Annotated in this window: 19 protein-coding genes; 8 read left to right on the forward strand and 11 right to left on the reverse strand. The window is 69.3% G+C overall.

All coding sequences use genetic code 11. The annotated features are described in order from the left end of the window. Positions 1-25: 25 nt before the first annotated feature. Positions 26-1,189 carry an aromatic ring-hydroxylating oxygenase subunit alpha gene (locus BXA03_RS00895; protein ID WP_076503310.1) on the reverse strand — a complete coding sequence of 388 codons (1,164 nt, stop codon included), beginning with the start codon at positions 1,187-1,189 and terminating at the stop codon, positions 26-28. A 268-nt stretch (positions 1,190-1,457) separates the two neighbouring features. Between BXA03_RS00895 and xseB the strand changes: the two genes are divergently transcribed. From xseB to BXA03_RS00915, 4 genes are all read left to right on the forward strand, one after another. Further along, entirely contained in the window at positions 1,458-1,712 is a 255-nt protein-coding gene (gene xseB / locus BXA03_RS00900) for an exodeoxyribonuclease VII small subunit (RefSeq protein WP_076503311.1), read from the forward strand. Beyond that, entirely contained in the window at positions 1,697-2,647 is a 951-nt protein-coding gene (locus BXA03_RS00905; RefSeq protein WP_234983555.1) for a polyprenyl synthetase family protein, read from the forward strand. Before xseB ends, BXA03_RS00905 begins: the two co-directional genes overlap by 16 nt. Before the next feature lie 20 nt (positions 2,648-2,667). Continuing rightward, complete coding sequence (gene dxs / locus BXA03_RS00910) at positions 2,668-4,521, forward strand: 1-deoxy-D-xylulose-5-phosphate synthase (protein ID WP_076503312.1); 1,854 nt, start codon at positions 2,668-2,670, stop codon at positions 4,519-4,521. A 149-nt stretch (positions 4,522-4,670) separates the two neighbouring features. Beyond that, complete coding sequence (locus BXA03_RS00915) at positions 4,671-5,753, forward strand: TRAP transporter substrate-binding protein (RefSeq protein WP_017762306.1); 1,083 nt, start codon at positions 4,671-4,673, stop codon at positions 5,751-5,753. A 203-nt stretch (positions 5,754-5,956) separates the two neighbouring features. Here BXA03_RS00915 and BXA03_RS00920 read toward each other — a convergent pair whose 3' ends face one another. From BXA03_RS00920 to BXA03_RS00945, 6 genes are all read right to left on the reverse strand, one after another. Further along, the gene (locus BXA03_RS00920; protein ID WP_076503313.1) at positions 5,957-7,819 is read right to left on the reverse strand and encodes a TRAP transporter large permease; all 1,863 of its coding nucleotides are present in this window, start codon (positions 7,817-7,819) and stop codon (positions 5,957-5,959) included. 18 nt (positions 7,820-7,837) lie between these two features. After that, the gene (locus BXA03_RS00925; protein WP_076503314.1) at positions 7,838-8,467 is read right to left on the reverse strand and encodes a TRAP transporter small permease subunit; all 630 of its coding nucleotides are present in this window, start codon (positions 8,465-8,467) and stop codon (positions 7,838-7,840) included. A 241-nt stretch (positions 8,468-8,708) separates the two neighbouring features. Further along, positions 8,709-11,402, reverse strand: coding sequence for a hybrid sensor histidine kinase/response regulator (locus tag BXA03_RS00930; protein WP_076503315.1), 2,694 nt, complete (start codon positions 11,400-11,402; stop codon positions 8,709-8,711). Between the two features lie 177 nt (positions 11,403-11,579). Then, entirely contained in the window at positions 11,580-12,113 is a 534-nt protein-coding gene (locus tag BXA03_RS00935) for a hypothetical protein (protein ID WP_076503316.1), read from the reverse strand. A 144-nt stretch (positions 12,114-12,257) separates the two neighbouring features. Next, the gene (locus BXA03_RS00940; protein ID WP_076503317.1) at positions 12,258-13,598 is read right to left on the reverse strand and encodes a sulfatase family protein; all 1,341 of its coding nucleotides are present in this window, start codon (positions 13,596-13,598) and stop codon (positions 12,258-12,260) included. Then, entirely contained in the window at positions 13,595-14,566 is a 972-nt protein-coding gene (locus tag BXA03_RS00945) for a Bug family tripartite tricarboxylate transporter substrate binding protein (protein ID WP_076503318.1), read from the reverse strand. The genes BXA03_RS00940 and BXA03_RS00945 overlap by 4 nt, the downstream gene beginning before the upstream one ends. A gap of 92 nt (positions 14,567-14,658) precedes the next feature. On the opposite strand from BXA03_RS00945, the gene BXA03_RS00950 reads away from it, so the two are divergent. Next, entirely contained in the window at positions 14,659-15,168 is a 510-nt protein-coding gene (locus BXA03_RS00950; protein ID WP_076503319.1) for a MarR family winged helix-turn-helix transcriptional regulator, read from the forward strand. Positions 15,169-15,232: 64 nt separating this feature from the next. Here BXA03_RS00950 and BXA03_RS00955 read toward each other — a convergent pair whose 3' ends face one another. From BXA03_RS00955 to BXA03_RS00965, 3 genes are read right to left on the reverse strand one after another with little or no spacing between them, the layout of a single operon-like run. Continuing rightward, the gene (locus tag BXA03_RS00955; RefSeq protein ID WP_076503320.1) at positions 15,233-16,345 is read right to left on the reverse strand and encodes a mechanosensitive ion channel family protein; all 1,113 of its coding nucleotides are present in this window, start codon (positions 16,343-16,345) and stop codon (positions 15,233-15,235) included. A 57-nt stretch (positions 16,346-16,402) separates the two neighbouring features. Beyond that, on the reverse strand, positions 16,403-18,667 hold the full coding sequence (locus BXA03_RS00960; RefSeq protein ID WP_083715795.1) for an FUSC family protein: 2,265 nt from the start codon (positions 18,665-18,667) through the stop codon (positions 16,403-16,405). Continuing rightward, a complete protein-coding gene (locus BXA03_RS00965; protein ID WP_076503321.1) occupies positions 18,664-19,710 on the reverse strand; it encodes an inositol monophosphatase family protein in 1,047 nt (348 codons plus the stop codon). Before BXA03_RS00965 ends, BXA03_RS00960 begins: the two co-directional genes overlap by 4 nt. 340 nt (positions 19,711-20,050) lie before the next feature. Between BXA03_RS00965 and BXA03_RS00970 the strand changes: the two genes are divergently transcribed. Genes BXA03_RS00970 through BXA03_RS00980 form a run of 3 tightly spaced genes read left to right on the forward strand, consistent with a single transcriptional unit; the run spans position 20,051 to position 22,274 of the window. Then, complete coding sequence (locus tag BXA03_RS00970) at positions 20,051-20,371, forward strand: DUF3649 domain-containing protein (RefSeq protein ID WP_076503322.1); 321 nt, start codon at positions 20,051-20,053, stop codon at positions 20,369-20,371. Further along, positions 20,368-21,996: a PepSY-associated TM helix domain-containing protein gene (locus BXA03_RS00975; protein WP_076503323.1), complete on the forward strand. Its 1,629-nt coding sequence runs from the start codon at positions 20,368-20,370 to the stop codon at positions 21,994-21,996. Before BXA03_RS00970 ends, BXA03_RS00975 begins: the two co-directional genes overlap by 4 nt. Then, positions 21,996-22,274: a DUF3325 family protein gene (locus BXA03_RS00980; protein ID WP_076503324.1), complete on the forward strand. Its 279-nt coding sequence runs from the start codon at positions 21,996-21,998 to the stop codon at positions 22,272-22,274. Before BXA03_RS00975 ends, BXA03_RS00980 begins: the two co-directional genes overlap by 1 nt. Positions 22,275-22,286: 12 nt before the next feature. Here BXA03_RS00980 and BXA03_RS00985 read toward each other — a convergent pair whose 3' ends face one another. Beyond that, on the reverse strand, positions 22,287-22,574 hold the full coding sequence (locus tag BXA03_RS00985) for a 2Fe-2S iron-sulfur cluster-binding protein (protein ID WP_076503325.1): 288 nt from the start codon (positions 22,572-22,574) through the stop codon (positions 22,287-22,289). Positions 22,575-22,606: the final 32 nt, after the last annotated feature.

A 22,606-nucleotide genomic window follows, 5' to 3' on the forward strand; every position in this document is an offset into this window, starting at 1 on the left:
GTCGATGAGGCGGGCCCGGCGGCGCTCAGCCGCGGGCGCTGTCCAGGCAGGCGCGGGCTGCGGCGCTGGCCGTCATCTGCGTGCGGTACCACTCGTGGAAGTGCTGCATGCCGTCTTCCATGGGGCTCTGGTAGGGACCGACCTCGTTGTCGCCGCGCTGGTAGAGGGCGCGGCGACCGGCGTCCATGCGCTCGCCGATCTCGTCGTCCTCGATGCAGGTCTCCATGTAGGCGGCCTGCTGCGCCTCGACGAACTCGCGCTCGAAGTGGGCGATCTCCTCGGGGTAGTAGAACTCGACCATGTTCATGGTCTTGTGCGGCCCCATGGGATGCAGCGTCGACACCGTCAGCACGTGCGGGTACCACTCGACCATGATGTGCGGGTAGTAGGTCAGCCAGATGGCGCCGAACTCGGGCGGACGGCCGCTGCGGTAGCGCAGCAGCTCGTCGTGCCAGCGCTCGTACACCGGGCTGCCGGCCCGGCCGAGACGGTTGGCCACGCCCACGGTCTGCACCGAGTACTGCGGCTTGAACTCCCAGCGCAGGTCGTCGCAGGTCACGAAGTTGCCCAGGCCTGGGTGGAAGGGGCCGACGTGATAGTCCTCCAGATAGACCTCGATGAAGGTCTTCCAGTTGTAGTTGCACTCGTGCATCTCGACGCGGTCGAGAACATAGCCGTCGAAGTCCAGGTGGGCGCGGGGGCCCATGCCGGCGAGGTCGGCCTCGATGTCGCGGCCGTTGTCCTCGAACAGCAGGCCGTTCCATTCGCGCAGGCCATAGGTGTGCAGGTTGAGGCACGGATCCTGCGCGAAATGCGGTGCACCCAGCAGCGTGCCGGTGGGCGAGGGGCCGGCGGCGTTGTAGGTCCAGCGGTGCAGCGGGCAGACGATGTGACCGCCGCTCTGGCGCGGCAGTTCGCCCTGACCGCGCAGGATCACGGCCTGGCGGTGGCGGCAGACATTGGAGATCAGCTCGACGCCGCGCGGCGTGTGCACCAGTGCGCGGCCTTCGCCTTCCTGCGGCAACGCGCGGTAGCTGCCGGCCTCGGGCACCCACAGCTTGTGGCCCACGTAACGCGGGCCCTGCTTGAAGAGTGTTTCCATTTCGCTCGCATGGAGCGCCTCGTCGAAATAGCTGGAGACCGGTAGTTGGCTCGAAGCCTGCTGCAGTCGAAGACTTAAATCAGACATGGGTGACCTGACCAAGCTCCCCACAGGGAGGTAACGCGAAGTGGAAACCCCTGTTTTCTCTGGCCCGGAAGGGGTGGCCTCCTGGAGGATTGGGCAGAAAAAATGAAGCCGGCTGGCGCCGGCGCAGGGAATGAGCCGGAATTGTACCCCGGTTTTATCCGCCGCCGTCCCGCGTGCAGGCGGGGAACGCGGTCCCGCCGCCGGCCGACAGCCGGCTGCGGACACGCCCTCCTAGAATCGCGCGTTTCACCCTCCGACAACCTTCCGAATGCCCAAGGCCGCCCCCGCAGCCGCGCCTGCCCCCGACACCGCCGACCTGCCCGCCAGCTACGAGGCAGGTCTGCAGGAACTGGAGCGACTGGTGGCTGCGCTCGAATCGGGCCAGCTTCCCCTCGACCAGCTGCTCGCAGGCTACCAACGCGGGTCCCGCCTGCTGGCCTTCTGCCGTGAACGCCTGCAGGCCGTCGAGGAGCAGATCAAGGTGCTGGACGCCGGCAATCTCAAGCCATGGACGGGCGCCTGATGGCCGCGCCCACCTGGACGTCCGACGAACTCGCGGCCTGGATGCGGCCGCAGCTGGCGCGCGTGGAATCCGCGCTCGAGCAATGGGTCGGCACAGGCGCGCCTGCGTCCCTCGCCGAGGCCATGCGCTACGCGGTGCTCGATGGCGGCAAGCGCTTGCGGCCGCTACTGGTGTTGGCCGCCGCGCGGGCGGCCGGCTCCGACAGCGCGCCTGCCTGGCTGCATGACGCGGCCCTTAGGGCCGCCTGCGGTGTCGAGCTGATCCATGCCTATTCGCTGGTGCACGACGACATGCCGTGCATGGACAACGACGTGCTGCGCCGGGGCAAGCCCACCGTGCACGTGCGCTTCGGGGAAGCTGGCGCGCTGCTGGCGGGAGACGCGCTGCAGGCCCAGGCTTTCGAACTGATCGCGCCGCTGGATGGCGCCGCCGTGGCGGTGCCTGCCCAGGTCCAGGCGCGGCTGGTCGCATTGCTGGCACGCGGCGCCGGTGCCTGCGGCATGGCCGGCGGCCAGGCCATCGACCTGGCCAGTGTCGGCCAGCGCCTGGACGAGGCGCAGCTGCGCGAGATGCACCGCCTCAAGACGGGCGCGCTGCTGCAGGCCAGTGTCGAGATGGGCGCCGCCTGCGCCGGTGAACTGCCTTCGGCTGCCGCCCACGGCCTGCGCGACTTCGGCGCCGCCATCGGCCTGGCCTTCCAGGTGGTGGACGACGTGCTCGACGTCACCGCCGATTCCGCCACCCTGGGCAAGACGGCCGGCAAGGATGCCGCCGCCGACAAGCCCACCTATGTCGCCCTGCTGGGCCTGGACGGCGCCCGCGCCGAAGCCGACCGCCTGCTGGCCCAGGCGCTGGCCGCACTCGATGCCAGCGGCCTGGCCGACACCGCCGCCCTGGCCGCCCTGGCCCGCATGGTCGTCGCGCGCGACCGGTAGCCTTTTTCGAACATCGCCCCATGGCACCTCTTCTTCCCACGATCCACGATCCCGCCGACCTGCGCCGGCTGCCGCGCGAGCAGTTGCGCCAGCTGGCCGACGAGGTGCGTGCCTGCGTGCTCGACAACGTCTCGCGTACCGGCGGCCACCTCAGCTCCAACCTGGGCACGGTGGAGCTCACGGTGGCGCTGCACTACGTCTTCGACACACCCGAGGACCGCATCGTGTGGGACGTGGGTCACCAGACCTATCCCCACAAGATCCTCACGGGCCGGCGCGAGCGCATGCCCACGCTGCGCCAGCAGGGCGGGATCTCCGGCTTCCCGCAGCGTGCCGAGAGCGCCTACGACACCTTCGGCACCGCCCATTCGTCGACCAGCATCTCCGCCGCGCTGGGCATGGCCCTGGCCGCGCGTCAGAAGGGCGAGACGCGGCACGCCATCGCCGTGATCGGCGACGGCGCGATGACCGCCGGCATGGCCTTCGAGGCGCTGAACAACGCGGGCGTGTACGACGACGCGCGTTTGTTGGTGATCCTGAACGACAACGACATGTCGATCAGCCCGCCGGTGGGTGCCCTCAACCGTTATCTTGCGCAGCTGATGAGCGGCCAGTTCTATTCCGCCGCGAAGGAAGTGGGCAAGAGCGTGCTCAAGGCGGCGCCGCCGTTGTTCCAACTGGCCAAGCGGCTGGAGGAGCAGGCCAAGGGCATGGTCGTGCCGGCGACGCTGTTCGAGAAGTTCGGCTTCAACTACATCGGGCCGATCGACGGGCACGATCTCGACTCGCTGATCCCCACGCTGGAGAACCTCAAGCAGCTCAAGGGCCCGCAGTTCCTGCACGTGGTCACGCGCAAGGGCCAGGGCTACAAGCTGGCCGAGGCCGACCCCGTCGCGTATCACGGCCCCGGCAAGTTCGACCCGTCCATCGGTCTGGTCAAGCCGGCCGCTGCACCGAAGAAGACCTTTACCCAGGTCTTCGGCCAGTGGTTGTGCGACATGGCGGCCAAGGACGGCCGACTGGTGGGCATCACGCCTGCCATGCGCGAGGGCTCGGGCCTGGTGGAGTTCGAGCAGAAGTTTCCCGATCGTTACTACGACGTGGGCATCGCCGAGCAGCATGCCGTGACCTTCGCGGCCGGCCTGGCCTGTGAGGGGCTCAAGCCCGTGGTCGCGATCTATTCGACGTTCCTGCAGCGGGCCTATGACCAGCTGATCCACGATGTGGCGATCCAGAACCTTCCGGTGGTCTTTGCGCTGGACCGCGCAGGCCTGGTGGGCGCCGACGGCGCCACCCATGCGGGAGCCTATGACATCCCCTTCCTGCGCTGCGTGCCCAACATGGCCGTGGCCTGTCCGGCCGACGAGGCCGAATGCCGGCAGTTGCTGTCCACGGCCTTCGCTCAGAATCATCCGGTGGCGGTGCGCTACCCGCGTGGCGCAGGCGTGGGCACGGTGCCTGCGCTGTCGCTCGATGCGCTTCCCTATGGCAAGGGCGAAGTGCGACGCGAGGGCCGTCGCATCGCCATCCTGGCCTTCGGCACGCTGCTGTATCCGGCGCTGGAGGCTGGGCAAGCGCTCGACGCCACGGTCGTCAACATGCGCTGGGCCAAGCCGCTGGACGAGTCGCTTCTGAGCGAGGTGGCCGAGCGCCACGACGCGCTGGTGACGCTGGAGGAGGGCGCCGTCATGGGCGGCGCGGGCAGTGCCGTGCTCGAGGCGCTGCAGGCTGCCGGCATCCAGCGCCCCGTGCTGCAACTGGGTCTGCCGGACCGCTTCATCGAGCATGGCGACCCGGCCCGCCTGCTGGCCGGGCTGGGGCTGGATGCCGCGGGCATCCGCAGTGCCATCGAGGCGCGCTTCGGCACGGCCTGACCCGCGCGCTGCGCGGGCGCGTTCAGGGCACCGCAAGGGGAAACCCCACAGGGCCGCCGGGTGCATCTTTTTAGAATCGGCCCTCTTCAGAGTCGACAACGCGGCCACGGGCCGCGTTCGTATTTCAGCTGTTCAACGGAGTCAAGCTCATGGATCGTCGTTCCATCATCAAAAATGCCGGCCTCGCTGGTGTCCTGGCCGCCGGTGTGGCGCCAGCGGTGCACGCGCAGGCCGCAGTGCGCTGGCGCCTCGCATCGAGCTTCCCTCGCTCGCTCGACACCATCTTCGGCAGCGCCGAAATGCTGTCCAAGACGATCAAGGCCATGTCGGGTGGCAAGTTCGAGATCACCGTGCACCCCGCCGGTGAACTGATGCCGGCCTTCGGCGTCGTCGATGCGCTGCAAGGCGACACCATCGAGATGGCCCAGTCCGCCGCCTATTACTTCACCGGCAAGGACCCGGTCTTTGCCTTCAGCTGCGCCGTGCCCTTCGGCCTGACCGCGCGCCAGAACACCGCCTGGAAGGACTACGGCGGTGGCCGCAAGCTGCTCGACGACTTCTTCGCCAAGTACAACTTCCGCACCGCCAGCGCCGGCAACACCGGCACGCAGATGGGCGGCTGGTACCGCAAGGAAATCAAGACCGTCGAGGACCTCAAGGGCCTGAAGATGCGCATGGGCGGCGGCGTGTTCGGCGAGGCGATGCAGAAGCTCGGCGTGGTGCCGCAGAACATGCCGGCCGGCGACGTCTACCAGGCCCTCGAGAAGGGCACGCTGGACGCGGCCGAATTCGTCGGCCCCTACGACGACGCCAAGCTGGGCTTCAACAAGGTCGCGCCCTACTACTACTACCCCGGCTGGTGGGAAGGCGGCGCCGACCTGGAGTTCTTCATCAACGTGAAGAAGTTCAATGCGCTGTCCGACGAGAACAAAGCGATCCTGAATGCCGCGATGGCCGTGGCCGCCACCGACATGACCGCCAAGTACGACGCCTACAACCCCATCGCGCTGAAGAAGCTGGTGGCCGAGAAGACCCAGCTGAAGGCCTTCCCCAAGGCCGTGATGGACGCGGGCTTCAAGTCGTCGATGGAAGTCTTCGCCGACCACGAAGCCAAGTCGCCCGAGTTCAAGGCCATCCACCAGAGCATGCGCGCCTTCCAGCGCGACCAGATCCTGTGGAACCGCTTCTCGGAGTACCCGTTCAACCAATACATGAACGGCGTCAAGATCTGACGAAGGTGCGGGCGCCGGGCCTGCCGGATGGCGGGCTCGACGACTCGATGCACACACACACAACAAAAAAGCCGCGCAGTGCGCGGCTTTTTTGCGTCTGTCGTCATGGCCCTCGGTGATGACCATGAGGCCCGCGCCGACGTCGCTCGAGGCACGACATCCGGCGCAGCAGCCCACACGGGAAGCGGGCAGGCTGCTTGCGGCTAGTTGGAAGGCTGCGCCCGCTTGAGCGCCTCTTCCATCGCCTTGACCGGGTCGTCCGGGGTGGACGCCGGGGCGTCCGCGTCGGGTGCGGCGGGTGCCGCCTCCGGGGAAGTCGGTGCCGCGGGGCCCGAGTCACCGCCCGGCGCGGGCGTGCCGCCGTAGGGCTCTTCGCCGCTGCCGTAGCCGGCATCCGGCGAGGCCCCGCCGCCTTCGGGCTGCAGGCTCTCGCGCATCTGGTCGCCGATGCTCTTCAGGTCGTAGCTCTGCACCTTGTCCAGGCTGCCCGTCACCAGATTGGGGAACGTGATCAGCGTGGCGACCATCACCAGCTGGATCAGCACGAAGGGAATGGCGCCCTTGTAGATCTGCATGGTCGTGACGGGCTGCATCACCGTGCGGGTCACGCGGTCCACGTACGGCTTGTCCGGCGCCACCGAGCGCAGGAAGAACAGCGCGAAGCCGAAGGGCGGATGCATGAAAGAGGTCTGCATGTTCATCGCCAGCAGCACGCCGAACCAGATCAGGTCGATGCCCAGCTTGTCGGCCACAGGCGCCAGCAGCGGCACCACGATGAACGACAGCTCGAAGTAGTCGAGGAAGAAGGCCAGGAAGAAGATCAGCAGGTTCACCGCGACCAGGAAGCCCACCTGGCCGCCAGGCAGGCTGGCCAGCAGGTGCTCGACCCAGATCGGTCCGTCCGCCGCCTGGAAGACCAGGCTGAAGATGGTGGCGCCGATCAGGATGAACATGACGAAGCTGCCGAGCTTGGTGGTGGCGGCCAGCGCCTGCTTGAGCAGTGTCATGTCGAGCCGCCCGCGCGCCCAGCCCATGATGAGCGCACCGATGGCGCCCATCGCCCCGCCTTCGGTCGGCGTGGCGATGCCCAGGAAGATCGTGCCGAGCACCAGGAAGATCAGCAGCAGCGGCGGGATGAGCACGAAGGTCACGCGCTCGGCCAGCCGGGACAGCAGTCCCAGCCGCAGGTACTTGTTGAGCAGGGCGATCACCAGCGCGACGAAGGTGCCGCCGCACATCGCCACGACCACCTTTTCGTCCGTGGCGACCGAGGTGACCGTCTGGCCGCTCCACCAGCTGTGCACATCGGTCAGGTGGCGCGCGACCAGCACCGACACGACAAAGGAGATGACCATGAGCACCAGCAGCGAGCGATAGCCGCCGCTGCCGTCGGGCTCGCGGTAGATGCGGGCCTCGGCGGGCAGCGCCGGCACGCTGGCGGGCCGGAAGATGGCGAGGAAGGCCACGTACAGCACATAGCAGCCCACCAGCATGAAGGCCGGCACGAAGGCGCCCTTGTACATGTCGCCCACGCTCTTGCCGAGCTGGTCGGCCATGATGATCAGCACCAGCGAGGGCGGGATGATCTGGGCCAGCGTGCCCGATGCCGCGATCACCCCGCTGCTGAAGCGGCGGTCATAGCCGTAGCGCAGCATGATGGGCAGCGAGATCAGGCCCATGGAGATGACCGAGGCGGCCACGACGCCGGTCGTGGCGGCCAGCAGCGCGCCGACGAAGACCACGGCCAGCGCCAGGCCCCCGCGCATGGGGCCGAACACCTGCCCGACGGTATCGAGCAGGTCCTCCGCCATGCCGCTGCGCTCCAGGATGAGCCCCATCAGCGTGAAGAAGGGCACCGCGAGCAGAGTGTCGTTGGCCATGATGCCGATGAGGCGCTGTGGCAGCCAGGCCATCACCGAGGACTGGAACACGCCCAGCTCGACGCCGATGAGGCCGAAGGTCAGCCCGCAGGCCCCCAGGCTGAAGGCCACCGGGAATCCCAGCAGCAGGAAGCAGATGAGCCCCGCGAACATGATCGGGGCGAAGTTGGCGGTGATGAACTCCACGTGCGTACTCCCGTCCGTTCAGCGTGCCTGCGGCGCCGTAGCGGCCGCGTTGGCGTTTCGGGCGTCGGCTTCGGCGCGCTGGCGCAGCACCTCGGCCAGTTCTTCCTCGGCGGTCTTCTCGCCGGGTTTGACCGTCGGGTCGGGGCCGTCGCCGGTGAGGAAGGCGATGCGCTTGATCAGCTCCGACCAGCCCTGCAGCAGCAGCAGCGTGAAGCCGATCGGCAGCGCCAGCCACACGGGCCAGCGGATCAGACCGCCGGGGTTGCCCGACATCTCGCCCGACGCGAACTTCTGAATGGTCATGGGCACGGTGAAGTACAGCACCACCAGGCACACCGGCGTGAGGAAGAGCGCGAAGCCGACGATATCGATCCAGATCTGCGCCTTCTTGGGCAGGCGGCTGTTGAGCACGTCGATGCGCACATGCTCTCGGTTGAGCAGTGTGAAGCCTGCGGCCACCAGGAAGGACCAGGCGAACAGGTACCACTGCACTTCAAGGAAGGCATTTGAGCTGGTGTTGAAGATGTAGCGCACCAGCGCGTTGAGCGCACTGATGGCGGTCGACGCCATGATCAGCCATATCACCACCTTGCCCACCTGCGCATTGAGCCAGTCGATGGCGCGCGAGATCCTCAGCAAGCCTTGCATGTCTACTCCATTTTTGAATTGGGCTCCTCCCATACGAATACACCCGGCACGCTGGCGTTGTGCGCCGCGGTCCGGGTGCGGGAAGCGCGGCGGATTCTAAAGTGCCATGCCGCACCAGCCATGAGGCGAACCCGCAGGCCGCATGGGCCCCGGCCATCACTGAGGCGGTCGCCAGAGCCCGTTCCTCTCGGGCACTTGGAAGGGTGGACTCTGCGCCCGCCTTGCGCTTGAGGAAACGGCCTCAGCCCTCGGCCGAGCCGCGCCCCACCATCGCGCGGATGCGCTGCACCAGCTCGTCGACGGCGAAGGGTTTGGCGATCATGTCCATGCCGGGGGCGAGGAACTCCGAGCGGACCGCGGCCCGGGCGGCATAGCCGGTCATGAACAGAACCCGCAGGCCGGGCCGGTGCTGCCGGGCAATTTCCGCCAGCTGGCGGCCGTTGAGCCCGGGCAGACCCACGTCGCTCACCAGGAGGTCGATACGGCCGTGCGATTGCAGGATGGGCAGGGCCGACGGGCCGTCGGCAGCCTCCAGCGTCCGGTAGCCCAGATCGATCAGCACCTCGCGCACCAGCAGGCGAACGCCCGGGTCGTCCTCCACCAGCAGCACCACCTCGCCCTCGGTGGCCAGCATGCCACCCGCGTCCTGGCCGACCGGGGCCGCCTCGGCAGGAGGCTCCGTGGCGCAGGGCAGGTACAGGTCGACGCGGGTGCCCTGGCCCGGCACGCTGTCGATGCGCACCTGCCCGCCCGACTGCTGGGCGAAGCCATAGACCATCGACAGGCCCAGACCAGTGCCCTGGCCGATGGGCTTGGTCGTGAAGAAGGGATCGAAGGCCTTGGCCAGCACGTCGCCGGGCATGCCGCTGCCGGTGTCGGCCACGGTGATGCGGACATAGCGGCCGAGGGGAAGCGGTTCGACCTCGCCGTCGCCCAGCGCCAGATGGGCCGTGGCGATGCGCAACTGCCCGCCGGATGGCATGGCGTCCCGTGCGTTGATCGCCAAGTTGAGGATGGCGCTCTCCAGCTGGCTCTCGTCGCCGACTGCCAGGCAGGTCTGCGTGTCCAGCCCCACGTCGAGGCGCACATGCTCTCCCAACGTCCGATGCAGCATCTCTTCCATCGAACGGACCAGACGGTTGACGTCCAGGGGCTTCGGATCGAGCGACTGGCGCCGCGAGAAGGCCAGCAGCCGCTGCACGAGCGACGCCGCGCGCTGGGCCGACTGCGTGGCGCTGTCCATGAAGCGCTCCAGTCCCTCGCTCTGGCCTTTCGCGACGCGTCGGCGCATGACCTCGATGGCGCCGGTGATGCCCTGGAGCATGTTGTTGAAGTCGTGCGCGATGCCGCCTGTGAGCTGGCCGATGGCCTCCATCTTCTGGCTGTGGCGAAGGCGCGCTTCCGATTCGCGAAGGGCGGTCACATCGCGTCCCACGGCATGCAGATAGGGCGCATCGGGCACGGCGGTCCACGACAGGGTGCGGGTGCTGCCGTCGCGGTGGCGCATGCGGCCTTCGAAGCGCAGGGTGGGAATGCCCCGTGCCAGGCGCTCGATTTCGTGCTGCGCGGCCGCCAGGTCATCGGGATGGGTGAAGTCCAGCAGATGGCCGCCCAGCAGTTCCTCCTCCGACCATCCCAGGACGGCAGACCACGCCGGATTGACGTGCAGGATCAGGCCGGAAAGGTCGGCGATCACCATCACGTCGGTGCTGAGCTGCCACAGCCGGTCGCGATCGCGCGTGCGCTCCTCCACCCGTTGCACCAGGGTGGAGTTCATCGCCTCCAGCTGGGCCTGCGCGGCCTTCTGGTCCTGGATGTCGGTGGTGGTCCCGATCCATCGCATGCTGCCGTCGCCGCCCTGCACCGGCTGGGCGCGCACCAGTTGCCAGCGCCAACTGCCATCGTAGCGCCGCAGTCGCAATTCGGTGCTGTACGGGACCAGCGTCGTGGCGGCCTGTGTCCAGGCCGCGCGCATCGAAGGGCGGTCATCGGGGTGCAGCGTCGTCAGCCAGCGATGGCCAAGCAGCTCGTCCGGCGGCGCCCCGGTGTAGTCGAGGACCTGCTGATTGACCCAGTCCAGCGCACCGTCGGAGCCCGCCGTCCACACCTGGTTGGGCACGGCCTGCGCCAGGGCGCGGAAACGCTCCTCGCTCTCGCGCAGGGTGGCCTGGGCCAGGTGGCGCACGGTCACGTCCTGCACCACGCCGCGCATGAGAAGGGGGGCGCCCGTGGCGTCGCGGACGATCTCGGCACGGCGCCAGATCCAGCGCAGCCGGCCGTCGTGCGCCCGGCGGATTCGGTATTCCACATCGAGCAGTGCACTGCCGTCGCTTCGGTTGCGGGCGTCGGACATGTGGTCCGATTCGCCCTGCACCTTCAGCGCCTCCACCACCGCCGAGGGCACGGGCGCAGCATGCGCGGGCAGCCCGAAGGCGCGGTAGAAGCCGGGCGAGGCGGTGATGGTGTCGGCGGGGATGTCGAGCACGAACACGCCCACGCCGCCTGCGGCCTGCGCCAGCCGCCATTGCTCTTCCATCTCGCGCAGGTGGGCCTCGCTGGCGGCCAGACGGCGTGTGGCATTCACCCGGGCCGTGGTCTCCTTGACGATGCACAGGACGCCGCAGACGCGGCCATCGTGCTCGCGGACGGGCGAGTAGGAGATGTCGAAGAACACCTCCTCCATCTGCCCATGCCGGTTGATGCGGAAGGGGCGGTCCTGCGCGGCCACCGTTTCGCCGAAGTGCAGCACGCGGTCCAGCAGTGGCTGCAGGTCGTCCCACAGCTCGCTCCAGTGCTCGCGCGCGGGCCGGCCGAAGGCGGCGGGATGCTTGTTGCCGATGGTGGGCGCGTAGGTGTCGTTGTAGAACGCGATGTAGTCCGGGCCCCAGAACAGCACGATCTCCGCCTGCGAGGGCAGCATCATGTCGATGAGCATCCGCAACGTCGGCGGCCACTGGTCCGGCGGCCCCAGCGGGCAGCGCGCAGGAGTCAGCGAGCGCGCCAGTGCGGCGCACTCGCCAAGGACGAAAGGCCAGTGGGTGGGGACGGGAGCGGCGCGCATAGGTCGCTGGAATGCGGCCGGATTATGTTGGGGCGCCGACGCACCCCGGTGTCAGCGGAACCCGCTTTGTGGAACCTCGCCGGCCTCCAGCTGGCGCATGCGCTCGATCCAGGTGTTGAGGCTGAAGTGGGCACCGCTGGCCGCATCGCGGGCGATGCGGATGCGGCCCAGCGACAGCGTGCGCAGGTCCTCGCGTTCGGTGCCGCGCGCGACGATGGCCTGACGGTACAGGTCCAGCCGCTCGACCGTGACCACCCGGTCGGTGGCCTGGCCGTAGATGTCGGTGTACTGCAAGCGCAGGACGGGATGCGGGTTGTCGTAGAGCGCTGCGTTGGCCACGGGCCGCGCCGCATGGCGGGGCGCCGCGGGCATGCCCCCCGTGTCGCCGCTGCCGCTGCCCTTGCTGCCACTGTGCAGGGGCATGGAGAGCGTCGCCGAACGCGAGCGGGCCGCATCGATGCGCTGATGGCGCTGGCGCCGGCTGCGCGACCCATTCCACAGGCGCCAGCCCAGAGCCAGCACGCCGCTGGCTGCTGCGACCAGCACGATCCAGTATTCCCAGCGGCCGAAGTCGAGCGAATTCAAGGCCGTCCTCCTAATCCTGTAGATACCGGCACCGCTGCCGCCAACTTGCACGGTCCGCTGCCTGCGCAGCGCCGTTGGTCGGCCGGGTCGGGTTCAGCCCGGGATTCTAGGAAGACGGGACGGTTCCGGCGAGGGCGGCGTCCATCAACGTTGCGGCATGTCCTTGTACGAATAGCCCAGGCTCACCGTGGCGTCCTCCGGAATGGGCGGCATGGTGGCGTTCCAGTCCTCCCACTGCTGGCGCATGGCGGCCAGGCGGGCGGGCTCGCGCGGCGCCAGGTTGGCCCGCTCGCGCTCGTCGGACGGGATGTCGAAGAGGTAGTCGTGGCCATCCACCCGCAGGTACTTCCAGCGGCCATCGCGCAGGGCGCGCTGTCCGCGGTGGTTCATGCGCCAGTGCAGCGGCCGCGTGAAGGTGGCGGCCGGATCGCGCAGCACGGGCATGAGCGAGACACCGTCCAGCGGGTATTCGGGGTCTGCGGCGACGCCGGCGGCGTCGAGCATGGTGGCCGACCAGTCCATGGTCATGCACAGCTGCTCGCTGCGGCCGCCGGGGGCGATGGCGGCCGGCCAATGGGCGATCCATGGAACGCGGATGCCGCCTTCTGTCAGATCCATCTTGCCGCCGACCAGCGGCCAGTTGTCCGAGAAGCGCTCGCCGCCGTTGTCGCTGGTGAAAACGACCAGCGTGTTGTCCAGCTGGCCGGTGCGGCGCAGGGCGTCCATGATCCAGCCGATGCCCTCGTCCATGTGATGGATCATGCGACGATAGACGTGGATGTTGCCGCCGGCCAGGTCGAACAGGTTGTCCTTGACGGCGGGGGCGCGGCCGGCGTCCTCGCGCGTCTCCCACGGCCAGTGCGGCGCGGTGTAGTGCAGGCTCAGGAAGAAGGGCGCGTCGCCTTCGGCCATGCGCTCGACGTAATCGACGGCGCGGTGGGAGAACAGGTCGGTGAGGTAACCCTCGTCGTGCTTCTCTTCCTCGCCGAAGAACAGGTCGTGCGTGCCGCGGCTGTCGCAGTGGGTGAAGTAGTCCACCCCGCCCGACAGCGGCCCGAAGAACTCCTCGTAGCCCGAGCGCAGCGGGCCGAAGGCGGGCGGATATCCCAGGTGCCACTTGCCGATCAGGGCCGTGCGGTAGCCGGCATCCTTGAGCAGCGAGGGCAGCGTGGGATGCGAGGGCGGCATGCCCAGCGTGCTGCTGCCGCGGCTCTTGCTGTTGATCGGCTCCTCGGCCGCGCCGCGCAGCCGGTACTGGTAGCGGCCGGTGATCATGCCGAAGCGGGTGGGCGAGCACACGGGCGAGTTGGCGTAGCCCTGGGTCAGCAACAGGCCGTCCGCAGCCAGCTGGTCGAGCACGGGCGAGACCTTGCCGAAGGGCGCGTCGCGCCCGCCGTAGCAGCCGAGGTCGGCGTAGCCCAGGTCGTCGGCGACGATGAAGATGATGTTGGGGCGGCTGGCCCCGGCGGTGGTGGCGGCGTTCATGGCTGGTAACCCGAGGTCTTGACGACGGGTGCCCACTGTGCGCGGAAGGCCTTGACCATTGCCTCGGTCTCGGCGCGGGTGCTGACCACCGGCTGCATCTTGGCGTCGGTGAACTTGCGCTGGGTGTCGGGTTCCTGCATCACGTCGTGGATCTCTCGCGCAAGGCGGTCGGCCTTGTCGCGCGGCATCGAGGCCGGGGCGAAGAAGGCGTTCCAGCCCAGGGCCGTGATGTCCAGGCCGGCTTCCTTGAAGGTGGGCACGTCGGGCGCGAAGGCCGAGCGCTTGGCGCTCGAGACCGCCAGGATTCGCACCTTGCCGGCCTCGTACTGGGGCAGCAGCGCGTCGAAGGTGTCGACGGCGATGGGGATCTGGCCGCCGATCAGGTCGGTCATCACCGTGGAAGAGCCGCGGTAGCCCACCACCTCGGTCTTGACCTGGGCCTTCTGGCCCAGCATGAGCGCGAAGAAGTGCGGCAGGCTGCCGGTAGCCGGCACGCCCACGTTGGCCTTCTCGGGGTTGGCCTTCATCCAGGCCAGCAGGTGCGACAGCTGTTTGACCGGCACCGCGCTGCCCACCACCAGGCCGAACTCGTAGTTGTTGACGTTGGACAGCGGCTGGAAGTCGCGTTCCGGGTCATACCCGTTGTCCTTGAAGACCAGCGGCGCCACCACCATGACGGCCGGATTGGCCACCATGATCACGTTCTGGCCGGCGGGCGTATTCCTGACCTGCTGGGCCGCCAGGCGGCCACCCGCGCCGGCCTTGTTGTCCACCACGACGGGCACGCCCAGCTTGGCGGTGAGGCGGTCGGCCACGATGCGGGCGACGCGGTCGGTGGCGCCGCCGGGGGCATAGCCGACGACGATGCGCAAGGGGCCGTCGAGCGCGGGCTGCGCGCCGGCTGCACCGGTGAGGGCGGCGAGCGCCAGGGCGGCGGCGAGGCGGTGGAATGTTCTGCGTGGGCTCATGGGTGACTACCGGGTTCCTCGAAATGGAGCTCGCGCGACTGTAGGGCCGCCACAATCGATGGATCAGATCCATCATCCTTCGGATTTACCCCATGACACGCCGTCCCGACGCGGCCTCCGCGCGTCCCGCCTCCCTCGATCCGCTGCTGCTCTACCGCATGTCGCGCGTGATCGCGGTGGCCGGCAGCATGGTGCTGCGGCTGTGCGAGGGGCGCTTCGGCATCACCCGGCGCGAATGGCGGCTGATCGCCACGCTGGCAGGCAAGGGGCCCCTGGGCTCGTCCGAGCTGGCTGAGCAGACGCAGCTGGATCGGGTGCGCACCTCGCGCGCGCTCGGTTCGCTGGTGGACAAGGGGCTGGTGCTGCGGCAACAGGCCAGCGGCGACCGGCGCCACGTGGCCGTCGCGCTCAGCGAGCGGGGGCAGGGGATCTACGACGCGCTCTATCCGCTGGTGACCGAGCTCAACGAGCAGTTGCTGAAGGCACTGGGCGAGTCTCAGGGGCCCTTCCTCGATGGCTTGGACCGCCTGGAGGCCCGGGCACTCGAACTCGCCTCGCAGGCCGAGCTGCCCAAGGCCCCGCGCGGGCGCCGAAGCGGCTGAGCGCCTCTGCGTAGCGACGCATCGCGGCAGGGCCTTTCGCGTATCTCGGCAGCGACGCGGCGCGTCAGAGCGCGCCCGGTTGCGCCAGCGCGCTGGTGCCCATGTCCTCGCCTGTGCGTTCGCGCCGGGCACCCCCCGGCTCGCCTTCGATGCGCATCCGCGGCAGGAACTGCGGGTACTCGCGCTGCATGAAGTCGATGACGCCCTCGCGTACGCGGCAGCGCAGGTCCCAGGCCAGGCCCGAGCTGGCGGCCGTGCAAAGGATGCGCAGCTGCATGGTGCGCTCGGTGGCATCGGTCACCACCAGGTTGAAGAAGCGGCCGTCCCACTCGGGCGCGGCCTTGACCACGCGCTCCACCTCGGCGCGCAGCGGCGCCAGCGGCATGCCGTAGTCCACGAACAGGAACACCGAGCCCAGCAACTGCGAGCTGTTGCGCGTCCAGTTCTGGAACGGCTTTTCCATGAAGTAGTTCAGCGGAATGATCAGCCGCCGGTCGTCCCAGATGCGCAGCACCACGTACGTGCCGGTGATCTCTTCCACGCGGCCCCATTCGCCCTCGACGATCAGCACGTCGTCGATGCGGATGGGCTGCGTCAGCGCGATCTGGATGCCCGCGATCAGGTTGCTGAACACCGGCTTGGCGGCCAGACCGCCGACGATGCCGATCACGCCAGCCGATGCCAGCAGGCTGGCGCCGACCTGGCGCGCGCCCGGAAAGGTCATCAACGCCATGGCCGCGCCGATGATCACGGCCACCACCATCGCCGTGCGGGAGAGCACGCGCGCCTGCGTCAGGATCCGCCGCGCCGCCATGTTGTCGGCCACGTCGACCGGGTGGCGGGCAATGATGCCGTCGGCCAGGCCGCCGATGAGCCGGACCACTAGCCATGTCACGGCCACGATCAGCATCAGTCCGTTCAGATGCCGGATGTTGCCGATGAACTCCAGTTCATCGGGGGCGGCCTGCCAGACTGTCTGCAGCGCCACCAGGGGCAGCACTGCCGTCGCGGGCGCCCTGGCCGCCTGCACCATCGTGTGGACCACAGGGAGTGGCCGCGTGACTCGCATGAGCACGGCGCGGCCCACGCGGTAGATGATGAGGGCGATGACCACGGCCACGAAGGCAGCGATCAGGGTCTGGGTCCAGGGCAGGGCGAGGACGGCTTGCAAATTCATTCGGCATCTCCATGCGGCAGCGCAGGCGGTGGGCCGGCGGCAAGCCGGCGACCGCAGTCAGGCGCTGCGGGGTTGCTGAGAAGGGCCTGCCGGCAGCATGGCGGGGTCGCGCAGGATCTGCGCCACATCCGCCTTGATCTGCATGGCAATGCCCGCGGCGAGGTCGAGCCGGCGCAACAGCCAGGGGCTGATGTCCTGGTCGAACGGGTCCGGCAGAGGCACCGGCCCGGAGGACAGCGAGGCCGCGGGGGTGGCATCCGGCGCGTCCGCCGGCTCCGCCCGCTCGGGCGCTCCGGCGGGACGAGGCCCGATCGCCTCGTCGATGCGCCGTGCGGCGCGCTCCAGTGGGCCTTGCACCTGCGAGGGTGTGAGCCGGTCGTGCCGCAGCACGAGCATCGACTTCACCGACGACAGCTGGGCCAGCAGCTGATAGCTGTGAGCCTGCAGGCGCTCCAGCGGTTCCAGCGGTGGCTGCACGGCACGCGGCTCCGAAAGTGAACGCTGCGTCGCCTGCACCAGCGCCGACAGGGCATCGAATGCCTCCCGCCGGGCCAGTCGCCACTCCAGCTCCGGTGCCGTCTCCAGGGCATGCAGTTGGCCGAGCGACAGGGACAGCCGCGCATGTCTTGCCTGCGCCGCCACCGTCCGCCGCACCAAGGCCGGAATCTGCGTGCGTTCCCAGGATGGCAGCACATAACAGAAGGCCCACGCCAGCGCGGCGCCGATCAACGTGTCGGCGATACGCTCCCCAAGCGCAAACGTGGGCGCAGCGCCCGCATAGAGCTGGTGTGCCTGGACCAGCCCCAGCACCGTGGCAGCGACGGCCGTCAGGGTGTACTTGCGCACCGCGAAGCCATGGGCGAAGGCCTGGGCCGCCGTCATGGCCAGCAGCAGCTCGAGCGGCCCGGGATGGGTGGCCAGCAGCGCCACGGCGAAGAGGCTGCCCACCAGCGTGCCGGCCACCCGCTGGTTGCGTCGCTCCAGCGTCTGCGCAAGGCTGCCGCGCAGCACCACCACGATCGTCAGCAGGATCCAGTAGTCGTGCGAGCCCCAGGGCATCAGCACCGCGATGACATAGCCCGTGGCCAAAGCCAGCGCGGCGCGGATGGCGTGGCGTAGCGGCGGCGCGTCCCAGCGCCAGAGCGCGAGGAAGGGGCGGATCGACCATTCGGTGGGACTGACGAAGACCTGCCAATGGGCGCGGACGATGGCCAGGTCCGGCGCCTCATCGCCCCGCGCAAGGCGGGCCAGGCGCACGGTCTCGTCATTGAGATGAGCCAGGCGGTTGGCCAGACCGCGGGCCAGCTGGCCGGGGGAGGGGCCACCGAAGGCCGTGGTCTCGTCGGCGTTGGCCGGGATCGCGGCCAGCGCCTGCCGGCGGTCGGCGATGCCGGCGGGTCGACGCAGCTGGAGCAAAGCGTCGGCCAGGGCTTCCACGTCCGCGGCCATGGCTTCCAGCGCCTGGCGCATGGCCGCCAGCTGCGCGCCGTGGCGCGGATGGCCGCGCAGCGTCTCGAGGTCGAGCTCGCTGGCCAGCAGATGGTCGCGCATCTCGAGCACCGTGAGCAGCATGCCGGCCAGGCGCTGCCGGTAGGGCGTGCGCGGCGACTCGAACACCAGGTCGCGCGTGGACTGCAGCTGGTCGGCCAGCGCCGCCTGCGCGCGGAGCATGGCGCCGAGTGCCGGCGCGTCGACCTCGCGCACGTCGCTCGATTCATCCCGCGCGCGGAACTGCCGCGCCTGGGCCCGCATCAGCCCTGCCATCGACAGCAACAGGTCGGCCATGTACTGCGTGCGGTAGCGGGCGTTGAGCACCAGGTTCATCAGCGTGGCGTAGACCACGTACAGCGCCGAGCCCAGCGCCATGTGTCCCGTTCGCGCCAGTGCTTCGCCCAGGCCCGAAGGTGGACGCGTCGCCATAGAGAACACCATGGCCAGCATCAGCGCGATGGCGATCGGAATGCCCCGCTTGCCCCAGGCCATGGCCAGGAAGGCGAGGAAGGAGGCCGGCGCCAGCAGCAGGCCCAGCCGGCCCGGCATGGTGTGCAGCATCTGCACCGCGAAGAAGAGCGGCAGGCTGAGCAGCGCCGCGGGCAGCAATTGGCGCAGCTTGCCGCGCCGTGGCGCCGCGCGGTCGGGCGGGCTGGCGACGATGACGCCAGTGGCGGCGGATGCCGCCGCGGCGGCATCGAGCCAGAGATGCACGCCGCCTGAGATCAGCAGCAGGCCAAGGGCCACCGACAGCCCGTTGGTGACGTCGTGGCTGAGGGCGGTGCGCAGACTGCTGCGCACCTGGGGACGGCCTGCAGTGCTCAGGCTCACGCGCCCGGTTTGCCTTCGCTGGTCTCGGGGGCGCGCTTGACGCGCGTCAGCTTGCGGGGGGCGGCCGGGGCCGGTGCGGGCGCCTCTGCACCGCCGTCGGAGTCGGCTTCTTCGCTGCCCAGGCCGACGGTGGAGCGGGCGTAGATGTCGCCCGAGTCGTCGCCACCGCCGGCGGAACGGCGGCTGGGATCGACCGAGCGGATGCGCTCCGTGGCGGCCAGCTTGTCGTCGACGCCGGCGAACTTGGAGTACTTGCTCAAGATCGGCACCAGCTGGCCGTAGATGCGCGGCGTGCCGGCCAGCAGTTCGCGCTGGTCCAGGAACTCGCCTTCGCCGGTGAAGTTGCTGATCAGGCCGCCCGCCTCGGTCACCAACAGAGAACCGGCAGCGGCGTCCCACACATTGAGGCCTGTTTCGAAGAAGGCCTCGGTGTAGCCGGCGGCCACATAGGCCAGGTCCAGCGCGGCGGCGCCCGGACGGCGCAGGCCGGCGGCGCGGGGCATCAGGTCGGCCATGATGGCCAGGTACTGCTTGAAGTTGTCGCCCGTGCGGAAGGGGAAGCCGGTGGAGATCAGGCTCTCGGGCAGGCGGGTGCGCTTGGAGACGCGGATGCGCCGCTCGTTGAGGAAGGCGCCGCGCCCGCGCGAAGCGGTGAACAGATCGTTGCGGGTCGGGTCATAGACCACGGCCTGCTCGATCTTGCCGCGCACCGACAGCGCGATGGACACGCAGTACACGGGGAAGCCGTGGATGAAGTTGGTGGTGCCGTCCAGCGGATCGATGATCCAGACGTATTCGGAATCGCGGGCGCCATGCTCGCTGCCCGATTCCTCGGCCAGGATGCCGTGGCCGGGATAGGCCGTCAGCAGCGTCTCGATGATGGCGGCCTCGGCGGCGTGGTCCACCTCGGTCACGAAGTCGTTCACCTGCTTCTGCGAGACGCGCACCGCTTCGACGTCGAGTGCGGCGCGGTTGATGATGGCGCCAGCGGCGCGGGCGGCCTTGATGGCCACGTTGAGCATGGGATGCAGGTTGGACGACATGAGTTGTGCGAGGAACGGGTGCGGGCCCGGCCCGCCAGAGACGCGTCCGGCGATGCGGACGGAAAAGAAGCGAAGCATTTTAGCGGGCCGTGCGCACGACCCTCTACAATGAGAACAATTCTCAAGAAGTCTGCCAAAGAGGTCATCGACCGTCAGCCAGACCGGTCGCACCGCTGGACGCGGTGTGCGTTCCGGATCCAGCCAGCGATGCAGGAGGGCCGCGTGTAGCGGCGCACTTGCCAATCTTGCCTGGAGCCCCGGCCATGTTCGCCAATCGCCAAGCCATTTCAGCGGCCCTGCCGCCTCGTGCCCCCTGCGGTCCTCGGACCGGTCTGTGCGCATGAGCGGCGCCGTCCTCTTCGCCCAGCAGTGGCTGTCGCGCGCCTCGCAGGCCGGGCCTGTGGTGTCGCGCATCGTGGCGGCCGTGGGCGGCGGCTACGCCTTGGGCGCCCTCACCAGCGTGGCCGCACTTGCGCTGCCGGTCACGCGCGCGCAGGGCGTGCTGGGGGGCGCGCTGGCCAGCTTTGCCGTGTTCGCGGCGGCGGTCATCTGGGCCTTCGCTGCGCGCAGCGCCACGCGGGCCTGGATGGGACTGCTGATCGCCGCGCTGCCCTTGCTGGTGGCCAGTGCCACGGTATGGCGCGCAGGAGCGGCCGGATGAAGGGTCGTGCCTCCACCCCACGCGGCCTTCGCCAGCGCATGTCCGACCTGCACATCTGGGCCGGCCTGCTGGTCGGCTGGCTGCTCTATGCCATGTTCCTCACCGGGACGGTGAGCTACTTCAAGGAAGAGATCTCGCAGTGGATGCGGCCGGAGGTCCCCCACCGGGTCGACCAGCCCGACGCCGCCGCCGTGGCCGAGCGCGTGATGGCGGGCCTGCAGGCGCGCGCCGCCGACAGTCCGCAATGGAGCTTTGCGCTGCCCGACGACCGCAATCCGCTCGTCGACGCGTTCTGGCGCAAGCCCGGGGTTCAAGGCCGGCGCGCCTTCGAGAGCGCCACCTTCGACCCCCACACCGGCCGGGTGGTCGCGGCGCGCGACACGCGCGGCGGCGAGTTCTTCTATCGCTTCCACTTCCAGTTCCATTACATGCCGGTTCTGTGGGGGCGCTGGCTGGCCGGCATCTGCGCCATGTTCATGCTGGTGGCCATCGTCAGCGGCGTGATCACGCACAAGAAGATCTTCACGGACTTCTTCACCTTCCGATGGGGCAAGGGGCAGCGCTCCTGGCTCGACGCGCACAACGTGCTGTCGGTGCTGGGGCTGCCCTTCCATCTCATGATCACGTACACGGGCCTGGTGACGCTGATGCTGCTCTACATGCCCTTCGGCGAGCAGGCGGCCTTCAAGACGCCGGCCGAGCGCCGGTTGCTGACGGCCCAGACCAGCGCCTTCGTGCAGCCGCAGGCGGCCAGCGGTCAGGCGGCGGCGCTGGCGCCCATCGGCGGCTTGGTGCGGCAGGCGCAGGCGCGGTGGGGGGTCGACGGGCTGGGTCGCGTGACCATCGCCAACCCGGGCGATGCCTTGGCGCGCGTGGTGGTCACGCGCGGCGACGAAGGCCGCGTGTCGACCAGCCCGCAGTACATGCTTTTCGAGGGACGAAGCGGCCGCCTGCTGGAGGTGCGCGACAGCGTGGGCCCGGCCGCCGAGACGCGCGGTGTGATGTACGCGCTGCACCTGGGCCGCTTCAGCGACAGCGTGACCCGCTGGCTCTACTTCCTCGTCAGCCTGGCGGGCACGGCCATGGTGGGCACGGGCCTGGTGATGTGGACCGTCAAGCGCCGGGCCAGGCTGCCCGACCCGGCGCGTCCCCATTTCGGATTCTGGCTGGTCGAGCGGCTGAACATCGCGGCCATTGCCGGCCTGTCCATCGCCATGGCGGGCATGCTGTGGGCCAACCGCCTGCTGCCTCTGGGCATGCCGCAGCGTGCCGAATGGGAGGTGCATGCCTTCTTCATCGTCTGGGCAACGACCTTGCTGTGGGCGCTGCTGCGGCCGGCACGGCGCGCCTGGATCGAACTGCTGTGGACCGCCGCTGCCATGCTCGCGCTGCTGCCGGTGCTGAGCTGGATCACGACCGGTCGCCACCTGCTGGCGAGCCTGGAGGCGGGTGACAGCGTGTTCGTCGGGATGGAGTTGACGCTTTGGGCCCTGGCCGTCCTGCATGCGGTGCTGGCGCTGCGCACGATGCGGCATCAGGCGCGGTTGCCGCGGCCCCGCCAGGCAGCCCGGGCTGCTGCTGCGCCGTCGCGCGCGGATGGGCTGGCGGCGGAAGGGGGCCGGTGATGCACGGACTCGTCACCGCGTTGATGGGTGCCGGCTTGGCGCTGCTGGCCGCGGCCACGGCGCGGCAACAGGAGGAAGTGTTCGGCCGATCGCTCGCAGCCCCTGTCACGGCATTGCTGCGCCTCGGAGGCAGCGCGGCGCTGCTGCTCGGTGCGGCCATGGCCGTCCAGACCTGGGGCTGGGCCGTCGGATTGGTGGCGGCATGCGGGCACCTGAGCGTCGCCGCCGGTGCCGTGGTGCTGGCGTTGGTGGCCTGGAACCGCCGCGGTGCCCGCTGAGGTCGCGGCCGTTCAGTCGAAGGAGGCCGCCAGCGGTGCGTCGATCACCGCGTTGCTGCGCGCCTCGGCCACGCAGGGCAGGATCCAGCCCTCGGCCCGTTCCTCCCGGGTGACGCCAGGCCACTCGAGGGTGTGCGTCACTTCGCCTTCACGGACCTGGCACAGGCAGGTGCGGCAAGTGCCGTTGCGGCAGGAACTGGGCAGCACCACGCCGGCGTCCTCGGCTGCGCGCAGCAGGCTTTGGCCGGCTTCTGCGGTGAAGCGCAGCCCCGAGGGTTGGAGGACGATGCTGTAGGACATGGCAGCAAGTGAAGCGGGGCCGCAGTGTAGGA

This window comes from Pseudacidovorax sp. RU35E, from assembly GCF_900156165.1.
Classification (GTDB): Bacteria; Pseudomonadota; Gammaproteobacteria; order Burkholderiales; family Burkholderiaceae_C; genus Xenophilus.